This window comes from Pseudomonas sp. B611, assembly GCF_055407965.1.
In genome coordinates this window covers 18,684-43,422 of record NZ_JBUZST010000007.1, presented here as the reverse complement: position 1 = coordinate 43,422, position 24,739 = coordinate 18,684, and the positions used below count along the sequence as shown (strand labels likewise).

The 24,739-nt window shown below is 61.0% G+C and carries 24 protein-coding genes; 17 read left to right on the top strand and 7 right to left on the bottom strand.

Features of this window, described 5'->3' with window-relative positions; translation table 11 throughout:
• Nucleotides 1-156 precede the first annotated feature (156 nt).
• From ACZRMO_RS16980 to ACZRMO_RS16960, 5 genes are all read left to right on the top strand, one after another.
• Complete coding sequence (locus ACZRMO_RS16980) at nucleotides 157-747, top strand: cysteine hydrolase family protein (protein WP_026136688.1); 591 nt, start codon at nucleotides 157-159, stop codon at nucleotides 745-747.
• A 136-nt stretch (nucleotides 748-883) separates the two neighbouring features.
• Nucleotides 884-1,204: a hypothetical protein gene (locus tag ACZRMO_RS16975; protein WP_463973565.1), complete on the top strand. Its 321-nt coding sequence runs from the start codon at nucleotides 884-886 to the stop codon at nucleotides 1,202-1,204.
• 75 nt (nucleotides 1,205-1,279) lie between these two features.
• Nucleotides 1,280-1,837, top strand: coding sequence for a Smr/MutS family protein (locus ACZRMO_RS16970; RefSeq protein WP_032888029.1), 558 nt, complete (start codon nucleotides 1,280-1,282; stop codon nucleotides 1,835-1,837).
• A 78-nt stretch (nucleotides 1,838-1,915) separates the two neighbouring features.
• Entirely contained in the window at nucleotides 1,916-2,461 is a 546-nt protein-coding gene (gene folE / locus ACZRMO_RS16965) for a GTP cyclohydrolase I FolE (protein WP_003442011.1), read from the top strand.
• A gap of 101 nt (nucleotides 2,462-2,562) precedes the next feature.
• Complete coding sequence (locus ACZRMO_RS16960; protein WP_463973564.1) at nucleotides 2,563-2,934, top strand: glutathione S-transferase N-terminal domain-containing protein; 372 nt, start codon at nucleotides 2,563-2,565, stop codon at nucleotides 2,932-2,934.
• 108 nt (nucleotides 2,935-3,042) lie between these two features.
• Here ACZRMO_RS16960 and ACZRMO_RS16955 read toward each other — a convergent pair whose 3' ends face one another.
• Genes ACZRMO_RS16955 through ACZRMO_RS16945 form a run of 3 tightly spaced genes read right to left on the bottom strand, consistent with a single transcriptional unit; the run spans nucleotide 3,043 to nucleotide 5,976 of the window.
• Nucleotides 3,043-3,363 (bottom strand): AtuA-related protein, encoded by a 321-nt coding sequence (locus tag ACZRMO_RS16955; protein WP_463973563.1) that lies wholly within the window; start codon nucleotides 3,361-3,363, stop codon nucleotides 3,043-3,045.
• Nucleotides 3,360-4,682: an acyclic terpene utilization AtuA family protein gene (locus ACZRMO_RS16950; RefSeq protein ID WP_463973562.1), complete on the bottom strand. Its 1,323-nt coding sequence runs from the start codon at nucleotides 4,680-4,682 to the stop codon at nucleotides 3,360-3,362. The genes ACZRMO_RS16955 and ACZRMO_RS16950 overlap by 4 nt, the downstream gene beginning before the upstream one ends.
• Before the next feature lies 1 nt (nucleotide 4,683).
• Nucleotides 4,684-5,976 carry a CitMHS family transporter gene (locus ACZRMO_RS16945; RefSeq protein ID WP_124529506.1) on the bottom strand — a complete coding sequence of 431 codons (1,293 nt, stop codon included), beginning with the start codon at nucleotides 5,974-5,976 and terminating at the stop codon, nucleotides 4,684-4,686.
• Nucleotides 5,977-6,101: 125 nt separating this feature from the next.
• On the opposite strand from ACZRMO_RS16945, the gene ACZRMO_RS16940 reads away from it, so the two are divergent.
• On the top strand, nucleotides 6,102-6,998 hold the full coding sequence (locus ACZRMO_RS16940; protein ID WP_463973561.1) for a LysR family transcriptional regulator: 897 nt from the start codon (nucleotides 6,102-6,104) through the stop codon (nucleotides 6,996-6,998).
• 105 nt (nucleotides 6,999-7,103) lie between these two features.
• Here the strand turns inward: ACZRMO_RS16940 and ACZRMO_RS16935 are convergent, their stop codons facing one another.
• Nucleotides 7,104-7,706: a glutathione S-transferase family protein gene (locus tag ACZRMO_RS16935; protein WP_463973560.1), complete on the bottom strand. Its 603-nt coding sequence runs from the start codon at nucleotides 7,704-7,706 to the stop codon at nucleotides 7,104-7,106.
• A 10-nt stretch (nucleotides 7,707-7,716) separates the two neighbouring features.
• Nucleotides 7,717-8,883 (bottom strand): aminotransferase-like domain-containing protein, encoded by a 1,167-nt coding sequence (locus ACZRMO_RS16930; RefSeq protein WP_463973559.1) that lies wholly within the window; start codon nucleotides 8,881-8,883, stop codon nucleotides 7,717-7,719.
• A gap of 81 nt (nucleotides 8,884-8,964) precedes the next feature.
• On the opposite strand from ACZRMO_RS16930, the gene ACZRMO_RS16925 reads away from it, so the two are divergent.
• The 3 genes from ACZRMO_RS16925 (at nucleotide 8,965) to ACZRMO_RS16915 (ending at nucleotide 11,574) form a co-directional block, all read left to right on the top strand.
• On the top strand, nucleotides 8,965-9,399 hold the full coding sequence (locus tag ACZRMO_RS16925; protein WP_463973558.1) for a MarR family transcriptional regulator: 435 nt from the start codon (nucleotides 8,965-8,967) through the stop codon (nucleotides 9,397-9,399).
• Nucleotides 9,400-9,586: 187 nt separating this feature from the next.
• Nucleotides 9,587-10,933, top strand: a complete 1,347-nt coding sequence (locus ACZRMO_RS16920) for an NCS2 family permease (RefSeq protein WP_463973557.1) — start codon at nucleotides 9,587-9,589, stop codon at nucleotides 10,931-10,933.
• Nucleotides 10,934-10,947: 14 nt separating this feature from the next.
• Nucleotides 10,948-11,574, top strand: a complete 627-nt coding sequence (locus ACZRMO_RS16915; RefSeq protein WP_124529494.1) for a LysE family translocator — start codon at nucleotides 10,948-10,950, stop codon at nucleotides 11,572-11,574.
• Here ACZRMO_RS16915 and ACZRMO_RS16910 read toward each other — a convergent pair.
• Complete coding sequence (locus tag ACZRMO_RS16910) at nucleotides 11,522-16,636, bottom strand: dermonecrotic toxin domain-containing protein (RefSeq protein ID WP_463973556.1); 5,115 nt, start codon at nucleotides 16,634-16,636, stop codon at nucleotides 11,522-11,524. The genes ACZRMO_RS16915 and ACZRMO_RS16910 overlap by 53 nt on opposite strands.
• A gap of 155 nt (nucleotides 16,637-16,791) precedes the next feature.
• A complete protein-coding gene (gene uraH, locus ACZRMO_RS16905) occupies nucleotides 16,792-17,145 on the bottom strand; it encodes a hydroxyisourate hydrolase (protein ID WP_124529490.1) in 354 nt (117 codons plus the stop codon).
• Nucleotides 17,146-17,531: 386 nt separating this feature from the next.
• On the opposite strand from uraH, the gene puuE reads away from it, so the two are divergent.
• The 8 genes from puuE (at nucleotide 17,532) to ACZRMO_RS16865 (ending at nucleotide 24,732) form a co-directional block, all read left to right on the top strand.
• Nucleotides 17,532-18,458 carry an allantoinase PuuE gene (puuE, locus tag ACZRMO_RS16900; RefSeq protein WP_463973555.1) on the top strand — a complete coding sequence of 309 codons (927 nt, stop codon included), beginning with the start codon at nucleotides 17,532-17,534 and terminating at the stop codon, nucleotides 18,456-18,458.
• A complete protein-coding gene (uraD, locus tag ACZRMO_RS16895; protein ID WP_124529486.1) occupies nucleotides 18,455-18,970 on the top strand; it encodes a 2-oxo-4-hydroxy-4-carboxy-5-ureidoimidazoline decarboxylase in 516 nt (171 codons plus the stop codon). The genes puuE and uraD overlap by 4 nt, the downstream gene beginning before the upstream one ends.
• Before the next feature lie 41 nt (nucleotides 18,971-19,011).
• The gene (gene alc / locus ACZRMO_RS16890; RefSeq protein WP_207045003.1) at nucleotides 19,012-20,007 is read left to right on the top strand and encodes an allantoicase; all 996 of its coding nucleotides are present in this window, start codon (nucleotides 19,012-19,014) and stop codon (nucleotides 20,005-20,007) included.
• 135 nt (nucleotides 20,008-20,142) lie between these two features.
• A complete protein-coding gene (locus ACZRMO_RS16885; RefSeq protein WP_463973554.1) occupies nucleotides 20,143-20,646 on the top strand; it encodes an ureidoglycolate lyase in 504 nt (167 codons plus the stop codon).
• 51 nt (nucleotides 20,647-20,697) lie between these two features.
• Nucleotides 20,698-21,984 (top strand): urate hydroxylase PuuD, encoded by a 1,287-nt coding sequence (locus tag ACZRMO_RS16880; protein ID WP_463973553.1) that lies wholly within the window; start codon nucleotides 20,698-20,700, stop codon nucleotides 21,982-21,984.
• Nucleotides 21,985-22,162: 178 nt separating this feature from the next.
• The gene (locus ACZRMO_RS16875) at nucleotides 22,163-23,509 is read left to right on the top strand and encodes a nucleobase:cation symporter-2 family protein (RefSeq protein WP_017737540.1); all 1,347 of its coding nucleotides are present in this window, start codon (nucleotides 22,163-22,165) and stop codon (nucleotides 23,507-23,509) included.
• Between the two features lie 45 nt (nucleotides 23,510-23,554).
• Nucleotides 23,555-23,950: a hypothetical protein gene (locus ACZRMO_RS16870; RefSeq protein ID WP_124529480.1), complete on the top strand. Its 396-nt coding sequence runs from the start codon at nucleotides 23,555-23,557 to the stop codon at nucleotides 23,948-23,950.
• A complete protein-coding gene (locus ACZRMO_RS16865; RefSeq protein WP_124529478.1) occupies nucleotides 23,947-24,732 on the top strand; it encodes an outer membrane protein OmpK in 786 nt (261 codons plus the stop codon). The genes ACZRMO_RS16870 and ACZRMO_RS16865 overlap by 4 nt, the downstream gene beginning before the upstream one ends.
• Nucleotides 24,733-24,739 lie beyond the last annotated feature (7 nt).

Sequence of the window (24,739 nt, the reverse complement as noted above, 5' to 3'; positions counted from 1 at the left end):
GTCGGATTTCATCCAAATTGCCAGCATTCAGTTAAACGTGGCGCCCACTTGACAGGGCTGCACGCCAACAACGGCGTACCTTACGATAGTAGCGATTCACAGAACCGCTCAGCCAGTGGACAATGTCGCAAAAGCCCCCCTCACAGGAGCCCCAGAATGTCCGTTCCAAAGACGATGTTTCAACTCAGCGGTCGCGGTTACGCAGCAGCCAACCTCAGCCATGCGACCCTCGTGATCATCGACGCCCAGAAGGAATACCTCAGCGGTCCACTCGCCCTCTCGGGCATGGACGCGGCGGTAGACAACATCAAGCAGTTGGTTGCAGCGGCGCGCAACGCCGGGCGCCCGATTGTCCACGTGCGCCACCTGGGCACGGTCGGCGGCCTGTTCGACCCGCAAGGCGAGCGCGGCGAGTTCATTTCCGGCCTTGAGCCAAGCGGTGACGAGACCATCATCGGCAAGCTGCTGCCCAGCGCCTTCCACGGCACCGGCCTGGAAAAACATCTGCAAGACCTTGGCTCCCTGGACCTGATCGTGGCCGGCTTCATGAGCCACTCCAGCGTCAGCACCACGGTGCGTGCGGCCAAGAACCTGGGCTTTCGCTGCACCCTGGTAGAAGACGCCTGCGCCACCCGCGACCTGCCTTACAAAGGCGGCATCCTGAGTGCCGAGCACGTGCAGCAGACCGAAATGGCCATCATGGCCGACAACTTCGCCACCCTCGCCTTGACCAAAGATCTGATCTGATCGTACCTGGGATGAGCGGCGTGTTTACGGCCCCGCTCATCCCCATTGCCTTCTCATTTGGCGCATTTACCCCTCCCCCCGGAACAACCCGTGTATCTTCCGGTCGAAGGGCCGATACCCTGGAGGAAAGGTCGGGATGAAGATATCCGATGGTTTTGATGCTCGTCGCTTGCGCCCCAAGGGCCCGAGCAATTGGCGTCTGCGCCTGGTAGCCGGCTTTGCCGCGCTGCTGGCGATTGTAGGTCTGCTGCTGGCGGGTGCTGGTGGCGCTGGTTTGTCGGGTCATTCACCGGCCCTTGGCGAGCTGAATGCCAGCCCTGGCGGTTCGGCAATCCTGCTGATAAGCGGGTTGCTGGTGCTGTGGCTGGGCGTGTGGTTATGGCGTCGTAGCCGTAGGAAGATGCGCCAGCCGTTATCACTCAATATCGCCTCGCACCTGATGAAAAAGCACGACTGATGGCGCTTGAATAGCGTTTCCTGCGCCCTGGCCGCCGCGATTTAGGTAAACTGCCCGCCCTTCGCGGAGGCTGATATGCAAGACGACGATTTTTCCCTGTTCAAAAACGAGCTGCGCGGCGTCAAGCCGATCAAGCACGACCGCGCCGATACCGGCAAACCCAAGGCCGACCGCGCGCAGATCGCCAAGCTGCGCCAGGCCGCGACCGTGCGCACCGATGCCACCACCGTGGATGGCCTGTCGGACCAGTTCGTGATCGACGTCGGCCCCGAAGACGAGCTGATGTGGGCCCGCGACGGCGTGCAGGAAAGCCAGATGCGCAAGCTCAAGGTCGGCCAGATCCCCTTCGAAGGCAGCCTCGACTTGCACGGCATGACCGTGGAAAAAGCCCGCGAAACCCTGTGGGCCTTCCTCGCCGAAGCGACCAAATTCGAAATCCGCTGCGTACGCGTCACCCACGGCAAGGCCGTGCGGCTGGACGGCAAGCGCCCGATGATCAAAAGCCACGTCAACACCTGGCTGCGCCAACATGCGCAAGTGCTCGGCTTTACCTCATGCCAGGCCCGCCACGGCGGCGCGGGGGCGGTGTATGTGATGCTCAAGCGCACCATGATGGAAGGGCGTGACGAGTAACAAGTCGCCTCTTCAGGCTTGCAGCGATGTGTCCGCCACCGTAACCTTGCGCTTTGCGAAAATCCCACAGGTAGTTTCATGTCCCTGGAACAGAATTACACCGCGATCCTCGGCCAACTCGGCGAGGACGTTTCCCGCGAGGGTCTGCTGGACACGCCAAAGCGTGCCGCCAAGGCGATGCAGTACCTCTGCCGCGGTTATGAGCAGACCCTGGAAGAAGTCACCAACGGTGCCTTGTTCAGCTCTGACAACAGCGAAATGGTGCTGGTCAAGGACATCGAGTTGTACTCGTTGTGCGAACACCACCTGCTGCCATTTATCGGCAAGGCCCATGTCGCGTATATCCCAAGCGGCAAAGTGCTGGGCCTGTCGAAGGTCGCGCGGATTGTCGATATGTACGCACGTCGCCTGCAGATCCAGGAAAACCTCAGCCGCCAGATCGCCGATGCCGTGATGCAGGTGACCGGTGCCCTGGGCGTGGCCGTGGTGATCGAGGCCAAGCACATGTGCATGATGATGCGCGGTGTGGAGAAACAGAATTCGTCGATGATCACTTCGGTGATGCTGGGTGAGTTCCGCGAAAACGCGGCAACCCGCAGCGAATTCCTCAGCCTGATCAAGTAATCGGCTGGGTAGGAAAAAACCGGCGTTCATCGCCGGTTTTTTTTCGCCTGCAGAAATCAGGTAAGCTGCGGCCCCTTCTTCATGGGCAAGAGGTTTCAGCCATGTTTGTCAAAGCACTTCGAGTGGGCCTCGGCCACGTCATCATCGCGGGCGACTTCCTGACGCGCCCACGCAAGAAGCAGCGTTCGGCCGAGCAGCAGGCTCAAGTCAACGCCGCGGCCAAGGAGCTGACGCTGTATCAGTTCCATGCCTGCCCGTTCTGCGTGAAGACCCGTCGTACCCTGCACCGCCTGAATGTGCCGGTGGCGTTGAAGGACGCGAAGAACAACGAGCAGGATCGCCAGACCCTGCTGGAGCAAGGCGGCAAGATCAAGGTGCCGTGCCTGCGTATTGAAGAAAATGGCCAGGTCACCTGGATGTACGACTCCAAGGTAATTATTGATTACCTCGACAAGCGGTTTGCCGCGATCTGACATGCGCGGATAACCCCCTGTGGGAGCTGGCTTGCCTGCGATGGCGGTGTATCAGTAGCAGAAATGCCAACTGACCCACTGCCATCGCAGGCAAGCCAGCTCCCACAGTTAGTTTTGTATTACCAAATCGAGATCGAGTAACGCTGAGCCCAGGCATTTGCCATGGGCATCCAGCGCCAGCGAACGCGTGACGCCGCCGCGCAAGATCCCCGGCAGCACGAAGTTCAGCGCCTGCACATTGGGCAATGCGTAGCGCCGCACCGGCGCCGCACCCGGCTCCAGCAACCCGGCAAAAAATTCGGCCACGCGTTCGGCCGTCAGTTGCTCACACAGCAACGGGTAATCTTCCGCGCGGTAGGCAATGATCGAGATGTTCGACGTATCGCCCTTGTCCCCGGTGCGGGAATGGGCCAGCGTGTGCAACTTCATGCTTCGATCCTCGGGTTGACCGCATCACGCGGCAGCAGCAACGATGCCACCGCCACCACCTGCCGCACACTCTTGCTGGCACCGCCGCCGCCGGACGGGCCGTTGGTGTAGAGGGTTTCCACCTCATTGCCAACCCGCACCGCCTCAAGGCGATCCTCACAGCGAGCCGCCACGCGCAGGCGTACTTCCCAGGGCTCGACGCTGCTGCGCGGGCCGTGGAGCGCGTCCATGCCGATCAGTTCGGCGCGTACGTCCTGCATCTTCACGCCCATCAACTCCAGGCGCTTGAGGACGACAGCCCGCGCCAACTCCGCCCGTGCGACAGCCCCCGGCCCGCCGTAGGACATTTGCCCCTCGCCAATCCAACCGTCCAGATAACCGACGCTGACTTTCAACCGCTCGGGACGCGCGCGGCCGTCTGCCCCTTGAGCGCGCACGCGATCAACGGCCTCCTCGACAAACCCCACCTGGGAAAAGTCCGCCGTGACATCCGGCGTGAGGTACGCCGCCGGGTCATGCACTTCGTAGATCAATTGCTCAGTGCAGGTGGCGCGGCTGACCCGCCCGCCCGAGCCCGCGACCTTGGTGATCAAGGCTTCACCGTCGGCATCGATTTCGGCCAAGGGGAAGCCCAGGCGCGCGAGGTCATCCACGTCCTTGAAGCCGGGATCAGCGAAATAACCACCACTGACTTGCCCGGCACATTCCAGCAAATGCCCGACCAGCGTACCGCGCCCCAGGCGCTGCCAATCGTCCGCCGCCCAGCCGAATTCAAACATCTGCGGCGCGAGGAACAGCGAAGGGTCGGCCACTCGCCCAGTGATGACCACATCGGCGTCGGCGTGCAGCGCCTCCAGGATGCCCTCAACACCCAGGTAGGCATTCGCCGAGATCAGCCGCTCGCCCAGGGACCCGACGGTCTGGCCGTTATCCAGCAGAAAATCTCCTTGCAACACGTCCAGCACATCGTCGCCAACGACGGCGACCACCTTGAGCTCCAGGCCCAGTTCGCTGGCAATCCGCCGCACTTCCACCGCCGCCGACACAGGGTTGGCCGCGCCCATATTGGTGATCACCCGCAGGCGACGCCCAGTCTTATCGCCCACGAACGGCAACACACGGCGCATGCGCTCGCTCAACAGCGGGTCGTAGCCGCCCGCGGGGTCACTGATCCGCGCCTGTTGCGCGAGGGCGATGGTGCGTTCAGCCAGGCATTCGAACACCAGATAATCCAGGCCACCACGCTCGGCCAATTCGACGGCAGGTTCGATACGGTCGCCGGAATAACCGGCGCCAGAACCGATGCGCAAGGTTTTCATCTCAAATCACTCCCAGGAGCAACGCGGTCAGGGTCATCAACACCGACGCGGCAAACAGAAAAGGGATGGTGAAGCGCTGGTGATCGGCCAATTCGATCTTGCACAGGCCCACCAACAGGAAGGTCGCGGGGGTCAGCGGGCTGACCGGGAAACCGGTGGTATGCACGCCCAGCAGCGAGGCCTGGGCCACTTGCAGCGGGTCGACGCCCAGGGCCTTGCCGACTTCGGCGATCACCGGCATCACGCCGAAATAGTAGGAATCGGGATCGAACAGCATGCTCAGGGGCATGGAAATAAAGCCCACCACCGCCGGGATCAGCTTGCCGTGGCCGGCCGGGATCTGCGCCACCGCCACTTCGGCAATCGCCTTGAGCATGCCGGTGCCTTGCATGATGCCGGTGAACACCCCGGCGGCGAGCAGGATGCTGGCCATGGTCAGGGCGGTCTTGGCATGCGCATCGATGCGGGCGCGCTGGGCGTCCACGTTGGGGTAGTTGATGCACAGCGCCACCACGGTGCCGAGCATGAACATCACCACCGGGTCGACCCAGCCGGCAATCATCACCACCATCACCAACACCGTCAGAATCAGGTTGACCCAGAACAGACGCGGGCGACGCAGCTTGATGTCGTCATCGCTGAGCACCCGCTGCGGCATGGCATCCACCGTGGAGCCGGCGCCCAGGCCCAGGCGTTTTTCTTCACGGCGGCCGAGCCACCAGGCACAGGCGAACACGAAGATCAGGCCGACGATCTGCACCGGGATCAGCGGCTGGAACAGGTCCGCCACCGGCACATGCAGGGCCGCGGACGAGCGCAGCACCGGGCCGGTCCACGGCAGGAAGTTGACCCCGGCCGCCATCGCGCACACGCAGGCGAGGATGCGTTTATCAATGCCCAGCCGCGTATACAACGGCAGCATCGCCGGCACCGTCACCAGAAAGGTCACCGCACCGGAGCCGTCCAAGTGCACCAGCAGCGCCAGGGTCGCAGTCCCCACGACAATCCGTGTAGGACGCGTGCCAACCGTGCGCAGGATGCGGTCGATGATCGGGTCGAGCATGCCGGCATCGGTCATGATCCCGAAAAACAGGATCGCAAACACAAACATGCCCACCACGGGGGCGACATTCTTGATACCGGTAATGATGAAGGCACTGGTTTGCAGGCCGAAACCGCCGAGCAGCGCGGCGATGATCGGCAAGGCGATCAGGGCCACCAGTGGCGAGAGGCGTTTGCTCATGACGGCAGCGAGCAGGCACAGGATGGTAATGACACCCAGGGTAGCGAGCATGGGTTACTCCAGAGCGGCCTTGTTGGCCGGTTATTGTTTTCCCTGGAGTATTGGAAGCGGGTTAGTCTTTGTAAATTGGAATATTCAGCCGCTCGTGTTCGGAAAAACAAAATGAAGCTGCTCTTATGAAAAATAGCATCCAACACATCCAAGCCTTTCTTGCCGTCGCCCGCACGGGCAGTTTCACCAAGGCCGCCAACGAGTTGCACCTGTCACCCTCGGCACTGACCGTGCAGGTGCAACAACTGGAAGACTGGCTCGGCGTCGCCCTGCTCGACCGCAGCCCGCGTCACGTCAGCATCACCGCCGCCGGCCAGGAGGCGCGCGGCCCGATGGAAAAACTGCTGCTGGACCTGGACAACATCGTCACCGGCTCCCGCGACCTCGCCGCCCTGCGCCGCGGCGTGGTCACCATCGCCGCCCTGCCCTCGGTCTGTGCCGGCGCCCTGCCCCCGGCCTTGCGCCTGTTTCGCGAGCGTTTTGCCGGGATCGAAGTGCGCCTGCATGACCTGGTGGCCCATCGCATTCATGCCCAGGTGCGTTCCGGCGAGGTGGATTTCGGCATCGGCGTGCGTGCGCGACTCAGCCACGGCCTGGCGTTTGTCCCGGTGCTCAATGACCGGCTGTGTGCCTTTGTGCCGCTGGATCATCCCCTCACCCGCCATCGCCAGCTGACCCTGGAGCAACTGACGGACCAACCGATCATCCTCACCGGTCGCGACAGCAGCGTGCGCGAGCAAGTAGACGCGTTGTTCGATGAAACGCGGCTGACGATGAACGCGGGAATGGAGGCCAACTACATGTCGACGGTGTTGGCGCTGGTGCGCCAGGGGCTGGGGATCAGTGTGTTGCCGGAGTCGGCGGCGGACAGTCTGGAGGGGTTGCAGCGGATCAACATTGATCATCCTGGGGTGAACCGGGAGATCGGCTTGATTACACGGAGCGGGATGAGCTTGAGCCCCGCAGCACAGCGCTGTTTCGACCTGCTCAATGAAGCATTACCTGACACACCGCAGAGCTAAATGTGGGAGCGGGCTTGCTCGCGAATGCGGTGTGTCAGGCACTACATCTGTCACTGACACACCGCTTTCGCGAGCAAGCCCGCTCCCACATTTTGACCGAGTGGATCAGCCCAGCATCGTCACATGCTTTGGATGGCTGGCAACCCGCGCCAACCACGCCTGCACGGCTGGATACGGCGCCAAATCAAACCCACCCTCATGCGCCACATGCGTATAGGCATACAACGCAATATCGGCAATCGAATACTGCTCACCCACCAGGTACGGCGTGGCCTGCAACTGGCGCTCCATTACCTTCAGCGCCTTGTGGCCGCGCTTGTGGCAGGTCTTGTATTCCTCAAGGCGATCTTCCGGCATGTTCAGGTAGAACTGGATAAACCGCGCCACCGCAATGTACGGCTCATGGCTGTACTGCTCGAAGAACTGCCATTGCAGCACCTGGGTACGCAACCGCGGTTCAGTCGGCAAGAACTCACTGCCATCGGCCAGGAAGTTGAGGATCGCGTTGGATTCCCACAAGCAGGTGCCGTCTTCGAGTTCCAGCACCGGGATCTTGCCGTTGGGGTTCTTGGCCAGGAACTCGGCAGTCTGGGTGTCACCCTTGAGGATGTCCACATCGATCCACTGGTAGGGAATGCCCAGCAGGTTGAGCATTAATTTGATCTTGTAGCAGTTGCCCGACTTGTAATCGCCATAAACCTTGTACATGGGGCTCCCCTTATGCCGCTTGCGCGTGCTGTGCTTGACGGACCACCGTGGCCAGGCGCTTGAGGCCTTCGTCCAGGCGGGCCGGGTCGATGTGACTGAAATTGAGGCGCAACGAGCCCAAGTGTTGGTCCGGCTCGGAAAAGAACGGTTCACCGGGCATGAACGCGACGTTCTGATCCAGCGCTTGCGCCAATAAAGTGCGGGTGTCGAGCGGCTGTTTCAAGGTAAGCCAGAAGAATAATCCACCTTGGGGCACTTGCCAGTCGGCCAGGTCGGCAAAGTGATGCTCCAGTGCGGCCTGGAAAGCGTCGCGGCGTTCGCGATAGAAGCTGCGCAGTTCCCCCAGATGGTGCCGGTATTGCTCTGTGCCGATCCACTGCATGGCCTGCCATTGGCCGACGCGGTTGGTGTGCAGGTCCGCCGACTGCTTGAGCTTGAGCAAGTGCGGGAACAGGTCCGGGCTGGCGATCAGGTAGCCGACGCGCAGGCCCGGCAGCAAGGTCTTGGAGACGGTGCCGGTGTAGATCCAGCTGGCTTTTTTCAGACGCCCGGCGATGGGTTTGGCGCTGCCGCCATCAAAGGTCAGCTCTCGATAAGGCTCGTCTTCGATCAGGGTCACGCCGAACTCATCGAGCAACGCGGCGACGGCTTCACGCTTGGCCTCGCTGTAGCGTACGGCCGAGGGGTTCTGGAAGGTCGGGATCAGGTAGATGAAGGCAGGACGGTGGCGCTCAAGGTTGGCGCGCAATGCGCCAAGGTCAGGACCGTCAGCTTCCAACTGCACGCTGAGGCACTCGGCGCCGAACAGTTGGAAGATCTGCAACGCCGCCAGGTACGTCGGGCCTTCCAGCAAAATCTGCGTGCCTTTGTCGATATACAACTTGGCCGCCAGGTCCAGGGTTTGCTGGGAGCCGCTGACCACCAGCACCTGGCTGGCCTGGCACGGTATGCCCAGCGCGCGGGCCTCGGCGGCGAGCAATTCGCGCAACTGCGGTTCGCCTTCGCTCATGCCGTATTGGCCGATGTTGAGTGGCATATCGTCCCAGTTCAACGCCGGCAGCATGGCTTCTGCCGGCAAGCCACCGGCGAACGACATCACTTCCGGGCGCTGGGCCGCCGCAAGGATTTCACGGATCAGGGAGCTTTTGAGGCGCGTAACACGTTCAGAGAAGGCCATGGGTTCACCGCTAGCGAAGACTGTGGGAAATACGTCAAACTGGTTGACCGAAATTACGACAGCTCCCACGGATACGTCAATATGCTTGACCTTAAAAACCCAGCTGCCCAGCAAGAAGCCATGGAAGCGTTCTTCTTCGGCTACCAGGCGTTCACCGCCAAAGCCGACGAAATGCTCGAACGCCGTGGCTTGAGCCGGGTACACCAGCGCATTGTGTTTTTTATCGCGCGTTACCCGACGTTGAGCGTGAAAGAGCTACTGGAATTGCTTGGCGTGAGCAAGCAGGCGCTGAATATGCCGCTGCGCCAATTGCAGGAAATGCACCTGGTAGACAGCGTTGCGTCCGAGAGCGACAAGCGCAAACGCCTGCTGCAATTGAGCGAAGAAGGGCAACGTTTTGAACAGTCGTTGCGACGTGAGCAGGTCAAACTGTTGCAACGCGCCTTCAGTGACGCCGGCGAACAAGCCGTTGCCGGATGGCTGGCGGTGAATCAGGCACTGAGTGCGGCAAACTAACCTTCTATCGCCTTCCACAGCATCATTCGAAAACATTATTTGCTTTCTTTGTATACAAAAGCATAATTCGCCTCGTGCGAGTTCCTGACCTGTTGGTCAACAAAACCCGCCAGTACCTCAAAGCGCTGTTGCCCACATCTGTGACCGGCGCTGGAAATAACAATAAAACTCTTGAGGAGTACTTGCTGTGGATAGCCGCAAATCTGAAGCCCCGACGCTGGACCTCTCCCCGCCCAGCAACAGCTGGCTGGAACGCCTGTTCAAACTGCGCTTGCATGGCACCACAGTGAGGACCGAATTGATCGCCGGCCTCACCACCTTTATCACCATGGCCTACATCATCTTCGTCAACCCCAACATCATGGCCGACGCCGGCATCGACCACGGCGCGGCGTTCGTCGCCACCTGCATCGCCGCCGCCCTGGGCTGCCTGCTGATGGGCCTGTACGCCAACTGGCCGGTGGGCCTGGCGCCGGGCATGGGCCTGAATGCGTTTTTCACCTACACCGTGGTCGGCACCATGGGCTACACCTGGGAAACCGCGCTGGGCGCGGTGTTTATCTCGGGCGTGCTGTTCATGGGCCTGACGCTGTCGCGGGTGCGTGAGTGGTTGCTCAACAGTATTCCGGTGAGCCTGCGCCATGCCATGGGCGCGGGTGTCGGCTTGTTCCTCGGGGTGATCGGCCTGAAGACCGCTGGGATTATCGTCGAGAGCCCGGCGACGCTGATCAAGCTCGGTTCCCTGCATGAACCGGCGCCCTTGCTCGCGGCCGTGTGTTTCCTGCTGATCGCGATCCTCAGCTACCACCGCGTCTTCGGCGCGATCCTCATCAGCATCATCGCCGTGACCCTGGCCGGCTGGGGCCTGGGCCTGGTGCACTACAACGGCATGGTCTCCACCCCGCCGAGCCTGGCGCCCACTTGGATGGCCATGGACATAAAAGGTGTATTCAATGTCAGCATGATTAGCGTGGTATTTGCCTTTCTTTTTGTACACATGTTCGACACCGCAGGTACACTGATGGGCGTCGCGCAACGGGCCGGCCTGGTGAATGCCGATGGCAAGATCGATAACCTGTCCCGCGCCTTGAAGGCCGATAGCGCTTCCAGCGTGTTCGGCGCGATGGTCGGTGTACCGCCGGTGACCAGCTACGTGGAAAGCGCCGCGGGTGTTGCCGCTGGCGGCCGTACCGGGCTGACTGCTGTGACCGTGGGCGTGCTGTTTGTAGCCGCGATGTTTTTTGCACCGCTGGCCGGCATGATCCCGGCCTATGCCACCGCTGGCGCGCTGATCTACGTGGCGATGCTGATGATGGCAAGCATGGCTCACATCAATTGGGATGAAGCCACTGACAGCATTCCGGCCATCGTGACCGCGATCATGATGCCGCTGACCTTTTCGGTAGCCGACGGTATCGCCTTGGGCTTTATCACTTACGTGGCGCTCAAGGCGGGCACCGGCAAGTACCGCGAGATTTCGGTGAGCCTGTGGGTGCTGTGCGCGATCTTTATCGCCAAATTCATATTTCTATAAAAACGGAGTACATGATGAACCTGGAAACCTGGCTACTGTTCAGCGGCGCGGCATTGGTGGTGATCCTGATCCCGGGGCCACTGTCACTGTTGATGATCAGCAATAGTCTGAACTACGGCCTGCGCCGTTCGTATCCAGCGTTTCTCGGTGGGGTGTTTGCCTCGATCTGCCTGCTCAGCGCGTCGGCCCTGGGGCTGGGCGCGCTGTTGCTGGCCTCCGAGCAACTGTTCAGCGCCCTGAAGATCGTCGGCGCGGCGTACCTGTTCTACCTCGCCTGGCAGAGCTGGCAGCAGTCGCGGCAACCGGCCCAGGGTGCCGAAGTACCGCAACTGGCCGCCGTACCGCGCTTTCGCACACTGTTCGGGCGTGCCTTTGTGCTGGGCGCCAGCAACCCGAAGGACATCCTCTTCTTCGCCGCGTTCCTGCCGCAATTTCTCAGCAGCCAGCAGCCATTCCTGCCACAGCTGCTGATCATGATTGCCACCTGGACCCTGCTCGACCTGCTCTGCAAGCTGGCCTACGGCCTCGGCGCGCACGGTGCGGCACGGTATCTGCGCAGCGGCAGCGGCCAGGGCTGGTTCAACCGGGTCAGTGCCGCCTTCTTTGGTAGCGCGGGCGTTGCTGCTTTGCTCCGGGCATAACGTTGCCGAACCTGACGAAATAGACCGAAGGGTCACGCCTGGACGTCCATTGCACACCGGCAATGATCTTCACCAGGCGCCCTTCTCTCATCGCCGCAGAGATCGGCGCATAGGCGTCGATGTGTGTCGTGAAAAACCGGTGCCGGAACCACTCATCGCTCATTTGAATGCCCACGCGGGCCTTTAGATCCAGCGAGCTGCCACTCGCCCAGCGCGTCATGACGAAATACACAGTGTCGGACTGTGGATGCGTGCAGTAGAAATCCGACGCCTGCAAGGCGCCAAGGCGTTTTTCCACCGCGTGCAAGCTGAACCCCATCCGCTCAAGATGCGTTCGAACCTGCCCCTGGGCCAAGTGACGTCGCGCAGTCAGATTGTGCTGAGTCGCTGCTTGCAACGAAGCCTGGGGGGCCTGCGTCAAATGGAAGTCCATGCGATCAAACCCTGGGGTCAGGCCTTCGTCGCCAATGAAGATACTGGTCCTGGTCGAGCTCTCGATGGGTCGCAACAGCCTCAACAAATCATCCGTCTGCCCCACGGCAGCCGGGGCCAGCCATCTGTCGAGCGTCGCCCTGAGATCGAACCACTGCTTGGCGGTAAGCGTGCTCCCACTGGAGTCCGACAGATGCAACAGACGCTCCAGCAAAAAATGCCGACTGCTACGGGTCATCAATGGAAAGGCCCGGTTCAACGACGCCGACACCGGTTCCGTAAACAACCCTCGATGCAACGTCCAAACGCCATTGGCTCCCAGGGTCGCCGGGATCGGCTGGTTTGCAATGCCTGGCCCGGTCCAGAAGTACACGTCGATGGATGCCGGGTGGACCACGGCATGGTTGGGCGTGATGAACACCAGGCGCTGCGACAAGCCCCCCTGCGCCTCGGGCAATAGCCGGTAATAGCGAGTTCCCAGCCTCATCACGCTGAAGGCCTGGTCGGGCGTCGCGCTGGCTACCGTGAAGATATTCCTGGGTGGCGTTGCTTCAATTAACGCCATTTCCGTCACGAATCCCCACACCTGCCAACCGCCAGGCGCCTCTGGCGATTGACGTATCGCTTGCTCCAGCAACGCTGGCGCAGGCCGCGCCCATTCAGTTGCTGGCGACGATGAAGCCCAAGGTCGCCACGGGGCTGCACTGGGCCCTGGTTGCGGCTGCGGCGCATCGGCGCCCAGCAGCCACTCTCGCGGCTCGTCGATGTACAGGATCAATTCATCCTGGCCGTCAGCTTGCTGGCTTCTAAAACGCAGCACTTGCTCATCCTTGCGCCGGTATACCGGGTAGCGCTCGCGATCGATAACGACAAACTGCTCACCATCCTTGATGTAACTGCCTCTGTTCCCCGGGCCTTGCAACTGCAGCGCATCACTGGGCACGCCGCCTTTCTTGTAACGCTCCAACAGCTTCAGCGGCCTGGGCAATGATCGCTTCAGGCCCGCCAGGGCTTGGCGCTGCGAAAAGTGCACCATGGCATTGCGTATCGTTGCCCGTGCGGTCGCGGAACCGGCGCTGGAAAGCCCCTTGGGGCCAGGCACCAATGCCGTGAGCACATCGACAAAGGCGATCAACGTCAGAAAGGCCACGTCCACCGCCGCCTTGGGATCGCCACTGTGGTGATAGTGCCGTGCAGCCAGCAGCAGCTCGTACACACTTATCCCCACGCCAATCAGCGGAATAAACGACAACGCACCACGCACCGTCGCCGCGCGCTGTTCACCCAGGCGCAGTTCGCGATACTCCGCCAAGGCGTGGGCGGAGCGGGCACTGGCCTGGCTAAGACGCTGGATTTCAAACAACCGCGCATGTACCAGCAACGCCGCTGCATGGCTGTGGTCAGTGACGCCGATCTCCAGCCAACGTGACGCAACTGCCTGGATCTGCTCGCGGATCTGCGTCTCGATCTCCTCCGGCAGCACGGACGCCACGCGATGGCGCACCTTGAACGAACGTATAAACCGAGAAACGGCCTCGCCTATCGCCAAGATAAAAAAGCCCTTCATGCGGAATCGCCCAAAGGCACCCCGCGCCGATTCGGTTGACGGCGGCGCCCCGGGATAACTGGCCAGCGCTTCATGCGCCCAGCCAGGTGCAACCTGCCGAGCCAGCACCTTGATCGGCTCGGGCAAAGCACAGGTGCGGTTGAGGGTGTTCCTCATGGCATCCCAGTCCGGGTATTCGCTGATCACTGGAAAACCCTGCGCCGTCGGCCAATACACCACACAGCGTTGCGATACCCGGTCAAACAACACCAGCATCCCGGCAATGTGCCGGTCATGCTCAAGGGTGTAGCCCACCAACCGGACGAAACACAGTCGCACGCTATGACCATTGCGCTCCAGGTCGTCGGGGACGCGGGCGGCGATGGCGGTATTGAACAGACTGCGCCCCTGGCTGCTCAGACCTTGCTGTTCGGCCGCAAACAGCTGCCATCGTGCGTGCTGCCAAACGACCCGGTAGCTGAGTACCGGGGAAAGGCCTGGGTTGTCCGACTCCGGATAAAACACCTGGCGGATGCGTGCTTCGTAATGCCCGCCGATGTCCAGGGCGGACAGGGTCTTGATCAGGTAGCGCACGCTCAGGCGATCTTTCCAGCCGGGGTCCAGATAGCGGGCACGGTTCAGCCGCCATTCGGTCCATGGCGCCTGGGGGTCAAGGTTATGCAGGGCCAATTGCAGCAGGCTGTAGGTGCTGCGTTGCGCGCTTACGACCTTTTTCACGTGCCGGTCACCCACCACGCATTGGCTCGACAAGCCACAAAAATGCGCGCTGACATCGTCGGGAATATCGAACAGTGGACGGTCGATATCCAGTTGCGGATAGAAGCCATCCAGGGTCAGCTGTGCGATCAGTCGCTCGCGGGCAAAATCTTCCAGCTCAGGCAGCAGGCTCCAGAGTTTTTCCTCAAAAGCCACGGCGCTGGTCAGGTAGTGGTTTTGCAAATGCCTGTAGCGCTGGCGCAGTGTTGCGGTGGTGGTGCCGAGCCATGCAGGCAATTTTTTCGCCTGTGTCGCGGCAACGCGCAACAACTGTACATTGGCCAACGCCAACATTCGGGCGTCGTCCTCCGGCACCTGCAAGTGTTCGTGCAGCTCATCGGCCAGCAACAGCCGAGCCAGGGCGGGGTCGCTGACCTCGCTGTACAGCCGGACCTTGTCATCCAGTTGTGCAGCGAGCCGGGCATACAGCTTGAGCAGTGCATTGAACCCTTCATGCAGGACATTGCCGGTGACCGGCGCGTAAGTCACTTCACCCCCCGCCCCGCGCAGGGCACGCTGATCCCGCGCAACGCTGCACCACAACGGCGAACCGTCAGGGCTTTGCAGGCTGGCCTGCAGGCTGTGGCTCAAGTCAGCCAGGCAGTTGAACGCCGGCATCCCGCCGTGTGCCCCGCCCACCACCAGCAGTGCCGGCTGTTGCCGAGTGGGATGCCTGTGCCCCTTGCGCGTGGTCACCACAAACACATCGTGCAACGGTACGCCGCGTTCTCCTTCGCGTCCCACTCGGATACGCAATACACACGCGTCACTGCCGGTGCGCTGACCGGCCAGGGGCGTCTCCAGCACATCGACGAGGCACTGCCGATGCGCCGCACTGATCAGCTGTGCACGCCGCAGCAACTCCGCTTCGGCAAGCAGCGCCTGGCGCCGGGCCTCAAGCATCAGGGTCGCACGCTTGCGGGTGCCGTCCGGGCGCTCCAGCCAGAATGCGGGATCGAAAGCACGCTCGGGCGCAACCTCGGTCCACTGCCGCACGCGTTCGCGCTGCATCTGCCAGCGCGCTTGCAGGGCCACAAATGCCAGATAGGGCTCAGTGTCTTTTGCCAGGTCTTGGCTATCGAGCAACGCGAACAGGCCGTTTTCATGACGGCGCACCCGGTGCTCACGACCGGCCAGTGAAAGCCCCGGGGTAAAACGCCCCAACATGACCTGCGCCGCCTGTCGCTGCCCGTCCCATTTCAGCAAGGCCGTCAGTGACGGCACCAGGCGTGGCTCGCCCACCAAGTGCTTGCGGGCCTTTTCGATATGGGCAAGAAAGCGACGGGGCTGGGGCGGTGGTTGCCCCGACGCGGCGACAGCGGTGTGATTGATCGTCAGGGCGCATGCCAGCTCGTTGTGCCACTGCCCATCCAGCAGGGCCAATGCACTGTGGGCCAACGCGTCGTCATGCACGATCGGGCCCTGCTCGAGGGCTGCATCACGCCGAAGCAGCGGCAGGCACTGCCACAATAGGGTGAACAAACGCCCCCGAAGCAACGTCCCCAGCCCTTGTTGCATCTGCGCCCAGGACGGGTACTCATAAAACCCACGTTCCAGGCCGGGCAGATAGGCGACGTGCAGCGGTCCCCGTGAAACATACAGCGCACCCGGAATCGCCAGCGCCGCCTGGTTGCTCCCCGGCCAGAACAACTGACGCACCTGCACACCCGCCCATTCACCACCGGCAAGCCGCCGCGCCTGGGGAGTGGGCGCGTCCACCACTTGTCGGACCATGGCAAACCCCGGCTCCGACAGCTCATACAACTGACACGCAATGAATGCCTGGTCGGCAAACTGCGCACCATACAACTGCACCCACCGCTCGCGCCGCGTACGCCAGGAGCCGTAGGCCAGGCGACTCCAGTACGCCGCCGCAGCCTGGTTGAAGCGCTCCAGCAAACCCAGCGCCCTGACCTTTTCCAGGGCCTGAAGGGGGCTGTAGGACAGTTTTCGCGCGCCATCGTCCTTGACACTCAACTGAGTGAATTGGTTGATATTGGCCGGTATCAACGGATCGACCAGCAAGGCCAGGGCGCGCTCGGTGAGGCTATTGACCTGACCCGGCTCGGTAAACAAGAGGTGATCGGGGTTCAGGGCGAAGGCATCCTGCAATACCCGCCGGACCATCCGTGAAATACGCGGCGCCCGCACGATCAAGCGCTTGAGCCCTTTGCCCGTTTCGATACAGCGCGTCTGGGCCCTGTGCAACTGATTGATCAGCCTGCCGGGATCGCCAATAGCATTGATCCGCCGGGTCAGCAGCGTCTGAACGCATGCTTCAGGTTGAGCGTCGATAGGGTTGTTCATGGCTGGCTCCTGCCCACACAAAAGTCCAGCCTAAGCAGCTTGCCGCGCGCAGTGCTTTACATACTTGCCACGCCTTTGAGCGGACGAAAAAAAGCCCGCAGTGTGGGCGGGCAAAAAACCAACGAAGAGCTTTGGGGGTGTGAAGCGAGGTGACGCTAGCTACCGCGATAGGTGGAGTAGCTGTAGGGCGAAATCAGGAGCGGGACATGGTAGTGATCCTGTTCGGCGCTGATGCCGAAGCGCAGCACCACCACGTCGAGAAAAGCCGGTTCAGGCAGTTGCACGCCACGGGCGCGGTAGTAGTCGCCGGCGCTGAATTGCAGTTGGTAGACACCACTGCGGTAATCATCACCTTGCAACAATGGCGCGTCGCAGCGGCCGTCGCTGTTGGTGTGGGCGCTGGCAACCAGTTCCAGCTGCGCGCCTTCGACGCGATACAGCTCAACCTTGATCGCGCTGCCGGGGCAGCCGTGTGCGGCGTCCAAAACGTGTGTGGTCAAACGTCCCATGGCGTCTACGCGCCTCCCGAAGTCAGTAGAAGAAAGGTCCGCACTTTTTCAGGGCAGTGAAAAAGCCGGCGATGGCTGATTAAGACACTTTTTAAAAAAATTGTACACAATAAAAATCACAAACCTTTTGATCACCCCGCCCATATTGCCTGAGCAGCCAATCGACGAGTAATCCTTGCTTTTAAACGACCTTTTGTCCATTAGCTGACCAACCAGGCAAGTTTCTTGCTACACCCTTTACACAGAGACCTGCGGAAAAAATGCAGAAATGTAGGCTTACAAAGTGAGCGATAAGTTGTATACAATCACTCATCGCTGTGACGCCACCCAGTCATTCCACTGCCCGGCCGCCACATGAATGATCACGAACAAGAAGGAAGACTGCAGTGAGCGCTGACTACCCACGCGACCTGATCGGTTACGGCAGTAACCCTCCTCACCCCCACTGGCCGGGCAAGGCACGCATTGCGCTGTCTTTCGTACTCAACTACGAAGAAGGCGGTGAGCGCAACATTTTGCACGGTGACAAAGAGTCCGAGGCGTTCCTCTCGGAAATGGTCTCGGCCCAGCCGCTGCAGGGCGCGCGCAACATGAGCATGGAGTCGCTGTATGAATACGGCAGCCGTGCCGGCGTGTGGCGCATCCTCAAGCTGTTCAAGGAATTCGATATCCCGCTGACCATCTTCGCCGTGGCCATGGCCGCCCAACGCCACCCGGATGTGATCCGCGCAATGGTCGAGGCCGGCCATGAGATCTGCAGCCACGGTTACCGCTGGATCGACTACCAGTACATGGACGAGGCCCAGGAACGCGAGCACATGCTCGAAGCCATCCGCATCCTCACCGAACTCACCGGCGAACGCCCACTGGGCTGGTACACCGGGCGCACCGGCCCCAATACGCGGCGGCTGGTGATGGAGGAAGGCGGCTTCCTCTACGACTGCGACACCTACGACGACGACCTGCCCTATTGGGAGCCCAACAACCCCACCGGCAAGCCGCACTTGGTGATCCCCTACACCCTGGACACCAACGATATGCGCTTCACCCAGGTGCAGGGTTTCAACAAGGGCGATGACTTCTTCGACTACTTGAAAGACGCGTTCGACGTGCTCTACGCCGAAGGCGCCGAGGCACCGAAAATGCTTTCCATCGGCCTGCACTGCCGCCTGATTGGCCGCCCTGCACGCCTGGCCTCATTGAAGCGTTTTATCGAATACGCCAAAGGCCACGAACAGGTGTGGTTCACCCGCCGTGTCGACATTGCCCGTCACTGGCACGACACCCACCCGTTCCAGGGAGCCGCCAAATGACCGCCTTCAAGACCCTCAAACCCTCGACGCTGAGCCGTGACGAATTCGTCCAGGCCTTCGCCGACATCTACGAACATTCGCCATGGGTGGCCGAAAAGGCCTTCGACCTGGGCCAGGACCCTTCGATCGATGAGATCGAAACCCTGCACCAGCGCATGAGCGACATCCTGTTGAGCGCCGATCATGCCAGCCAGCTGGCCCTGATCAACGCTCACCCGGACCTGGCCGGCAAAGCTGCCGTCCAGGGCCAACTGACCCAAGCCAGCACTGATGAACAGGCTGGCGCGGGGATTCACCAATGCACGGCCGAAGAGTTTTCTCGCTTCACCGAGCTGAACGATGCCTACAAGGCCAAGTTCAAGTTTCCCTTCATCATGGCGGTAAAAGGCAGCAACCGGCATCAGATCCTGGCCGCGTTCGAAACGCGCATCCACAACTCGGTCGACACCGAGTTCAAATGCGCACTGGCCGAGATCAACAAGATCGCGTTGTTCCGTTTACTGACCCTCTAAACGACCATCCCCAGCCACTCTATCTAAGGCAGACAAGAAGAATGAAAGCTTACGCCGTACCTTTCGAGAAGTTCGTCAACCTGGCCGATGCCCGCCTGGGCACCAAGATTCTTTCGGTGACCGATGACTGGTTCGCCGACGCCAACCGCCTGTTCCAGCCGACCCCGGCCGTATGGAAGGAGGGCGTTTTCGATGACAACGGCAAGTGGATGGACGGCTGGGAATCACGCCGCAAGCGCTTCGAAGGCTACGACAGCGCGGTGATCCGCCTGGGCGTACCCGGCTCGATCAAAGGCGTGGACATCGACACTTCATTCTTCACCGGCAACTTCCCGCCGTCGGCCTCGCTGGAAGCCTGCTTCCTGGCCTCGGGCGACCCTGATGAAAACACCCAGTGGGTGGAAGTGCTGTCGGCCGTCGAGCTGCAAGGCAACAGCCACCACTACCACGAGATCAACAACGACAAGGCCTTCAGCCACCTGCGCTTCAACATCTACCCGGATGGCGGCGTGGCCCGTCTGCGTGTGTACGGCATTCCGTTCCGCGACTGGTCGTCGATTGGCGACAACGAACAAGTCGACCTGGCCTCGGCCCTCAACGGCGGCCGTGCGCTGGCCTGCTCCGATGAACACTTCGGGCGCATGAGCAACATCCTCAACCCGGGCCGTGGCATCAACATGGGCGACGGCTGGGAAACCGCGCGTCGCCGTACACCGGGCAATGACTGGGTGATCGTCGCGCTGGGCCACCCGGGCGAGATCGAGAAGATCATCGTCGACACCCTGCACTTCAAGGGCAACTACCCGGACACCTGCTCCATCCAGGGCGCCTTCGTGAAAGGCGGCACCGACAGCCAGATCGAAACCCAATCGCTGTTCTGGCGCGAACTGCTGCCGGCGCAGAAGCTGGAAATGCACGCTGAACACAGCTTCGCCGAGCAGATCAAGGCACTGGGGCCGATTACCCACATCCGCCTGAATGTGTTCCCGGATGGTGGTGTGAGCCGCCTGCGGGTTCTGGGCAAAGTAGCCAAGTAACCACCGATCATTCCCACGCTCCGCGTGGGAATGCATCCCGTGACGCTCTGCGTCACAAAGAGCGGACGCAGAGCGTCCAAGGCAGCGTTCCCACGCAGAGCGTGGGAACGATCGAATTCGGATAAGAAGACAGCCATGCGCACACTAGTGATCGAACCCCTGACCAAAGAAGCCTTCGCCCCCTTCGGAGACGTTATCGAAACCGACGGCAGCGATCACTTCATGATCAACAACGGGTCGACCATGCGCTTTCACAAATTGGCCACGGTCGAAACCGCTGCGCCTGAAGACCACGCCATCATCAGCATCTTCCGCGCCGACGCGCAGGACATGCCACTGACCGTGTGCATGCTGGAGAGACACCCGCTGGGCAGCCAGGCTTTCATACCGCTGCTCGGCAACCCCTTTCTGATCGTGGTCGCGCCACTTGGCGATAGACCTGTATCGGGCTTGGTCCGCGCCTTCGTCACCAACGGCAGGCAGGGCATTAATTACCATCGCGGCGTCTGGCACCACCCGGTGCTGACGATCGAAAAGCGGGATGACTTCCTGGTGGTTGATCGCAGTGGCACAGGCAATAACTGCGATGAGCATTTTTTCAAAGAGGATGAGCGGTTGATCCTCGCCCCCCACCAATAAGAGAAGGTCTGATCACCCGACAACAAGGGTGACAGGCGAGAGGTAAAGACTGTGGAAGCACATCTGTTGGAATGGCTGAACCTTAGCGTGCGCTGGGTTCACATGATCACTGGCGTCGCGTGGATCGGCGCTTCTTTCTACTTTGTCTGGCTGGAAAACAACCTCAATCGCGTCAACCCCAAGAGCGGCCTGGCCGGTGACTTGTGGGCGATCCACGGTGGCGGTATCTACCACCTGGAAAAATACAAACTGGCCCCACCGACCATGCCGGACAACCTGCATTGGTTCAAATGGGAAGCCTATTTCACCTGGATGTCGGGCGTCGCGCTGCTATGCGTGGTGTTCTACCTCAACCCGACGCTGTACCTGCTCGCCCCCGGCAGCAGCCTCAGCGGCACCGAAGGCGTCTTGCTGGGCATCGGCTCACTGTTCGCCGGCTGGTTCATCTACTCCTTCCTCTGCGACTCAGCCTTGGGCAAACGCCCTGCTCTGCTCGGCTTCATCCTGTTCGTGCTGTTGATTGCCGCCGCGTACGGCTTCAGCAAAGTGTTCAGCGGCCGTGGCGCCTACCTGCATGTCGGTGCGGTGATCGGCACCATCATGGTTGGTAACGTGTTCCGCATCATCATGCCGGCGCAACGCGCACTGGTGGCGGCCATCGCCGAGAACCGCACGCCAGACCCGGCGCTGCCGGCCAAGGGTTTGCTGCGTTCGCGCCACAACAACTACTTCACCTTGCCGGTGCTGTTCATCATGATCAGCAACCACTTCCCGAGCACCTACGGCAGCCAATACAACTGGCTGATCCTGGCCGGTATCGCCGTGGCCGCCGTGTTGGTCCGTCACTACTTCAACACCCGGCATAACAGCCAGAAGTACGCGTGGACCTTGCCGGTGGGCGCCTTGGCGATGATCAGCCTGGCCTATGTGACCGGTCCCAAGCCGGTGGCCGAAGTGGCCAAGGCCCCTGCGGCCATCGAGTACCAACCGTTGCCGGAAACGGCATTGGGTGGCGGCTTGAAACCGGCGGTACCTGCCGCTGCGCCTGCTGCCGAACCTGCACCCGCGCAGGCGTCGATTGATTTCGACAAAGTGCATGGGGTGATCCAGGAACGCTGCGCCGTGTGCCATTCGGCCAAGCCCACCAGCCCGCTGTTCAGCACCGCACCGGGTGGAGTGATGTTTGATACCCCGGCGCAGATCCAGCAGCAGGCGGCGCGTATTCAGGCGCAGGCCGTGGCGACGCAGATCATGCCGTTGGGCAACATCACCCAGATGACCCAGCAGGAACGGGATCTGATTGGCACCTGGATCAATCAGGGGGCCCGTACCAACTAACTGATCCACACAAATCCAACTGTGGGAGCGGGCTTGCTCGCGAATGCGGTGTGTCATCCAACACATCAGTGGCTGAACCACCGCATTCGCGAGCAAGCCCGCTCCCACAGGGAATTTGCAGCGTTTTTGAAGATTGCGTTCCAAACAACACAACAATAAAAAAGATCCGAGGTGTTGCATGACCGAGTTAGCCGAACCGCAGATTCCTGCCGCACCCGCCATGGTGCGGCTGCCCCTCTTGCAACTGATTCTGGTAGGCCTGCAACACGTCTTGCTGATGTACGGCGGCGCCGTCGCCGTGCCCTTGATCATTGGCCAGGCCGCGGGCCTGAGCCGTGAAGAAATCGCCTTTTTGATCAACGCCGACCTGCTGGTGGCCGGTATCGCCACCATGGTGCAGTCGTTCGGCATCGGTCCGGTGGGCATTCGCATGCCGGTGATGATGGGCGCCAGTTTCGCCGCCGTCGGCAGCATGGTGGCCATGGCCGGCATGCCCGGCATCGGCTTGCAGGGGATCTTCGGCGCGACCATCGCCGCCGGGTTCTTTGGCATGATCATCGCGCCGTTCATGTCCAAGGTCGTGCGCTTCTTTCCGCCCCTGGTCACCGGCACGGTGATTACGGCTATCGGCCTGTCGCTGTTTCCAGTGGCCGTGAACTGGGCCGGCGGCGGCAGCGCGGCGGCCACCTTCGGCTCGCCGATCTACCTGGCGATTGCTGCGCTGGTACTGGGCACCATCTTGCTGATCAACCGTTTCATGCGCGGCTTCTGGGTGAACATCTCGGTGTTGATCGGCATGGGCCTGGGCTACGTGCTGTGCGGCCTGCTCGGCATGGTCGACCTCAGCGGCCTGGCCCAGGCGCCGTGGGTGCAGGTGGTGACACCGTTGCACTTCGGCATGCCCAAGTTCGAGTTGGCGCCCATCTTGTCGATGTGCCTGGTGGTGGTGATCATCTTTGTCGAGTCCACCGGGATGTTTCTCGCGCTGGGCAAGATCACCGGCCAGGACGTCACCCCGAAAATGCTCCGCCGTGGCCTGCTGTGTGATGCCGGCGCGTCGTTTGTGGCCGGGTTCTTCAACACCTTTACCCACTCGTCCTTCGCGCAAAATATCGGCCTGGTGCAGATGACCGGCGTGCGTTGCCGCTCGGTGACGATCATGGCCGGCGCCTTCCTCATCGTGCTGAGCCTGCTGCCCAAGGCGGCGTACCTGGTGGCGTCGATTCCGCCGGCGGTGCTCGGCGGTGCGGCGATTGCCATGTTCGGCATGGTGGCGGCGACGGGGATCAAGATCCTCCAGGAAGCCGACATCGCCGACCGACGCAACCAGCTGCTGGTGGCGGTGAGTATCGGCATGGGCCTGATCCCGGTGGTACGCCCAGAGTTCTTCGCGCAACTGCCGCTGTGGATGAGCCCGATTACCCACAGTGGCATTGCCATGGCCACCCTCAGCGCGTTGTCGCTGAATGTGCTGTTCAACATCCTCGGCGGCGCGGAACGCCCGGAAGTCGCCCACTCGCATTGATTCCTTCGTTAATTACAAAAACAAAAACGAACAGGGAACACCGACATGCACGCCATTCACCCGGGGCCGGCCACAAGCCGTGCCCCATTCTCGCCCCACGCGCTCTTTAACAGCGCACTTGAGCCAAGGCTTTGGAGCCAGTATTCTCCGCGCCCGCTCGAATCGACTCAAAAAAAAACAGCGAATGTAAAAGCTGACTGCAAGGCCAACTTATCCCGGCCTAATGTCTGCTGCCAAAGTGCGCAAACGTCCTCTGAATTCGACTGCATCTCATGCAGCCGACGGGGATTTTTTGGCTTTTTAAACACCTTGGCGCAGGTCTTGCTAAAAGCATTAAAGCTGACCGAACAGACGATTTTTGCAGCGAACCAAAAGGCGCCACACCAGAGCGCCTGCGTAGAAGAAAAACCACAAAACTTTAACTCGGGAGCAACCGAATGAAACCTATGTTCAAAGGCCTGATGCTGGCGGGATCCCTGCTGGCCGGTGGCCAAGCCGTGGCCGGTGACCTGCTGCAATGGCAAAACAACAGCCTGACTTACTTGTGGGGCAAGAACTTCACCGTCAACCCACAGATCCAGCAAACCGTCACGTTCGAACATGCTGATGCCTGGAAGTACGGCGACAACTTCCTCTTTGTCGACCGCATCTTTTACAACGGCAAAGAAGACGGCAACGTCGGCCCAAGTACTTACTACGGCGAAATCAGCCCACGCCTGTCGTTCGGCAAGATCTTCAACCAAGACTTGTCCTTTGGCCCGATCAAGGACGTGTTGCTGGCCTTCACTTATGAGTTCGGCGAAGGCGACAACGAGTCGTACCTGTTCGGCCCTGGCTTTGACCTGAACGTGCCTGGCTTCGACTACTTCCAGCTGAACTTCTACCAGCGCCAGACCGAAGGCAACCGCCCGGGCGATGGCGTTTGGCAGATCACCCCGGTATGGGCCTACACCCTGCCAGTGGGCAACTCCGACATCCTGATCGATGGCTTTATGGATTGGGTGGTGGACAACGACAAGAACGCCCGTGGCACCTACCACGCCAACCTGCACTTCAACCCGCAGGTCAAATATGACCTGGGCAAGGCGATGAACTGGGGCGCGAAGCAGTTGTATGTCGGCTTTGAGTACGACTACTGGAAGAACAAGTACGGGATCGAAGATTCCGGTGCGTTCAAGACCAACCAGGACACGGCGAGCTTCCTGGTCAAGTACCACTTCTAACTGTTAG

Bases quoted from the DNA above. Each gene is read 5' to 3' on its own strand.
- ACZRMO_RS16870 (WP_124529480.1), top strand. From the start codon at position 23,555: ATGCACGCCATTCACCCGGGGCCGGCCACAAGCCGTGCCCCATTCTCG.
- alc (WP_207045003.1), top strand. From the start codon at position 19,012: ATGAAAGCTTACGCCGTACCTTTCGAGAAGTTCGTCAACCTGGCCGAT.
- uraD (WP_124529486.1), top strand. From the start codon at position 18,455: ATGACCGCCTTCAAGACCCTCAAACCCTCGACGCTGAGCCGTGACGAA.
- ACZRMO_RS16865 (WP_124529478.1), top strand. From the start codon at position 23,947: ATGAAACCTATGTTCAAAGGCCTGATGCTGGCGGGATCCCTGCTGGCC.
- ACZRMO_RS16955 (WP_463973563.1), bottom strand. From the start codon at position 3,363: ATGAAGTTGCACACGCTGGCCCATTCCCGCACCGGGGACAAGGGCGAT.
- uraH (WP_124529490.1), bottom strand. From the start codon at position 17,145: ATGGGACGTTTGACCACACACGTTTTGGACGCCGCACACGGCTGCCCC.
- ACZRMO_RS16980 (WP_026136688.1), top strand. From the start codon at position 157: ATGTCCGTTCCAAAGACGATGTTTCAACTCAGCGGTCGCGGTTACGCA.
- folE (WP_003442011.1), top strand. From the start codon at position 1,916: ATGTCCCTGGAACAGAATTACACCGCGATCCTCGGCCAACTCGGCGAG.
- ACZRMO_RS16960 (WP_463973564.1), top strand. From the start codon at position 2,563: ATGTTTGTCAAAGCACTTCGAGTGGGCCTCGGCCACGTCATCATCGCG.
- ACZRMO_RS16970 (WP_032888029.1), top strand. From the start codon at position 1,280: ATGCAAGACGACGATTTTTCCCTGTTCAAAAACGAGCTGCGCGGCGTC.
- ACZRMO_RS16875 (WP_017737540.1), top strand. From the start codon at position 22,163: ATGACCGAGTTAGCCGAACCGCAGATTCCTGCCGCACCCGCCATGGTG.
- ACZRMO_RS16930 (WP_463973559.1), bottom strand. From the start codon at position 8,883: ATGGCCTTCTCTGAACGTGTTACGCGCCTCAAAAGCTCCCTGATCCGT.
- ACZRMO_RS16935 (WP_463973560.1), bottom strand. From the start codon at position 7,706: ATGTACAAGGTTTATGGCGATTACAAGTCGGGCAACTGCTACAAGATC.
- ACZRMO_RS16945 (WP_124529506.1), bottom strand. From the start codon at position 5,976: ATGCTCGCTACCCTGGGTGTCATTACCATCCTGTGCCTGCTCGCTGCC.
- ACZRMO_RS16940 (WP_463973561.1), top strand. From the start codon at position 6,102: ATGAAAAATAGCATCCAACACATCCAAGCCTTTCTTGCCGTCGCCCGC.
- ACZRMO_RS16885 (WP_463973554.1), top strand. From the start codon at position 20,143: ATGCGCACACTAGTGATCGAACCCCTGACCAAAGAAGCCTTCGCCCCC.
- ACZRMO_RS16910 (WP_463973556.1), bottom strand. From the start codon at position 16,636: ATGAACAACCCTATCGACGCTCAACCTGAAGCATGCGTTCAGACGCTG.
- ACZRMO_RS16925 (WP_463973558.1), top strand. From the start codon at position 8,965: ATGCTTGACCTTAAAAACCCAGCTGCCCAGCAAGAAGCCATGGAAGCG.
- ACZRMO_RS16915 (WP_124529494.1), top strand. From the start codon at position 10,948: ATGAACCTGGAAACCTGGCTACTGTTCAGCGGCGCGGCATTGGTGGTG.
- ACZRMO_RS16975 (WP_463973565.1), top strand. From the start codon at position 884: ATGAAGATATCCGATGGTTTTGATGCTCGTCGCTTGCGCCCCAAGGGC.
- ACZRMO_RS16950 (WP_463973562.1), bottom strand. From the start codon at position 4,682: ATGAAAACCTTGCGCATCGGTTCTGGCGCCGGTTATTCCGGCGACCGT.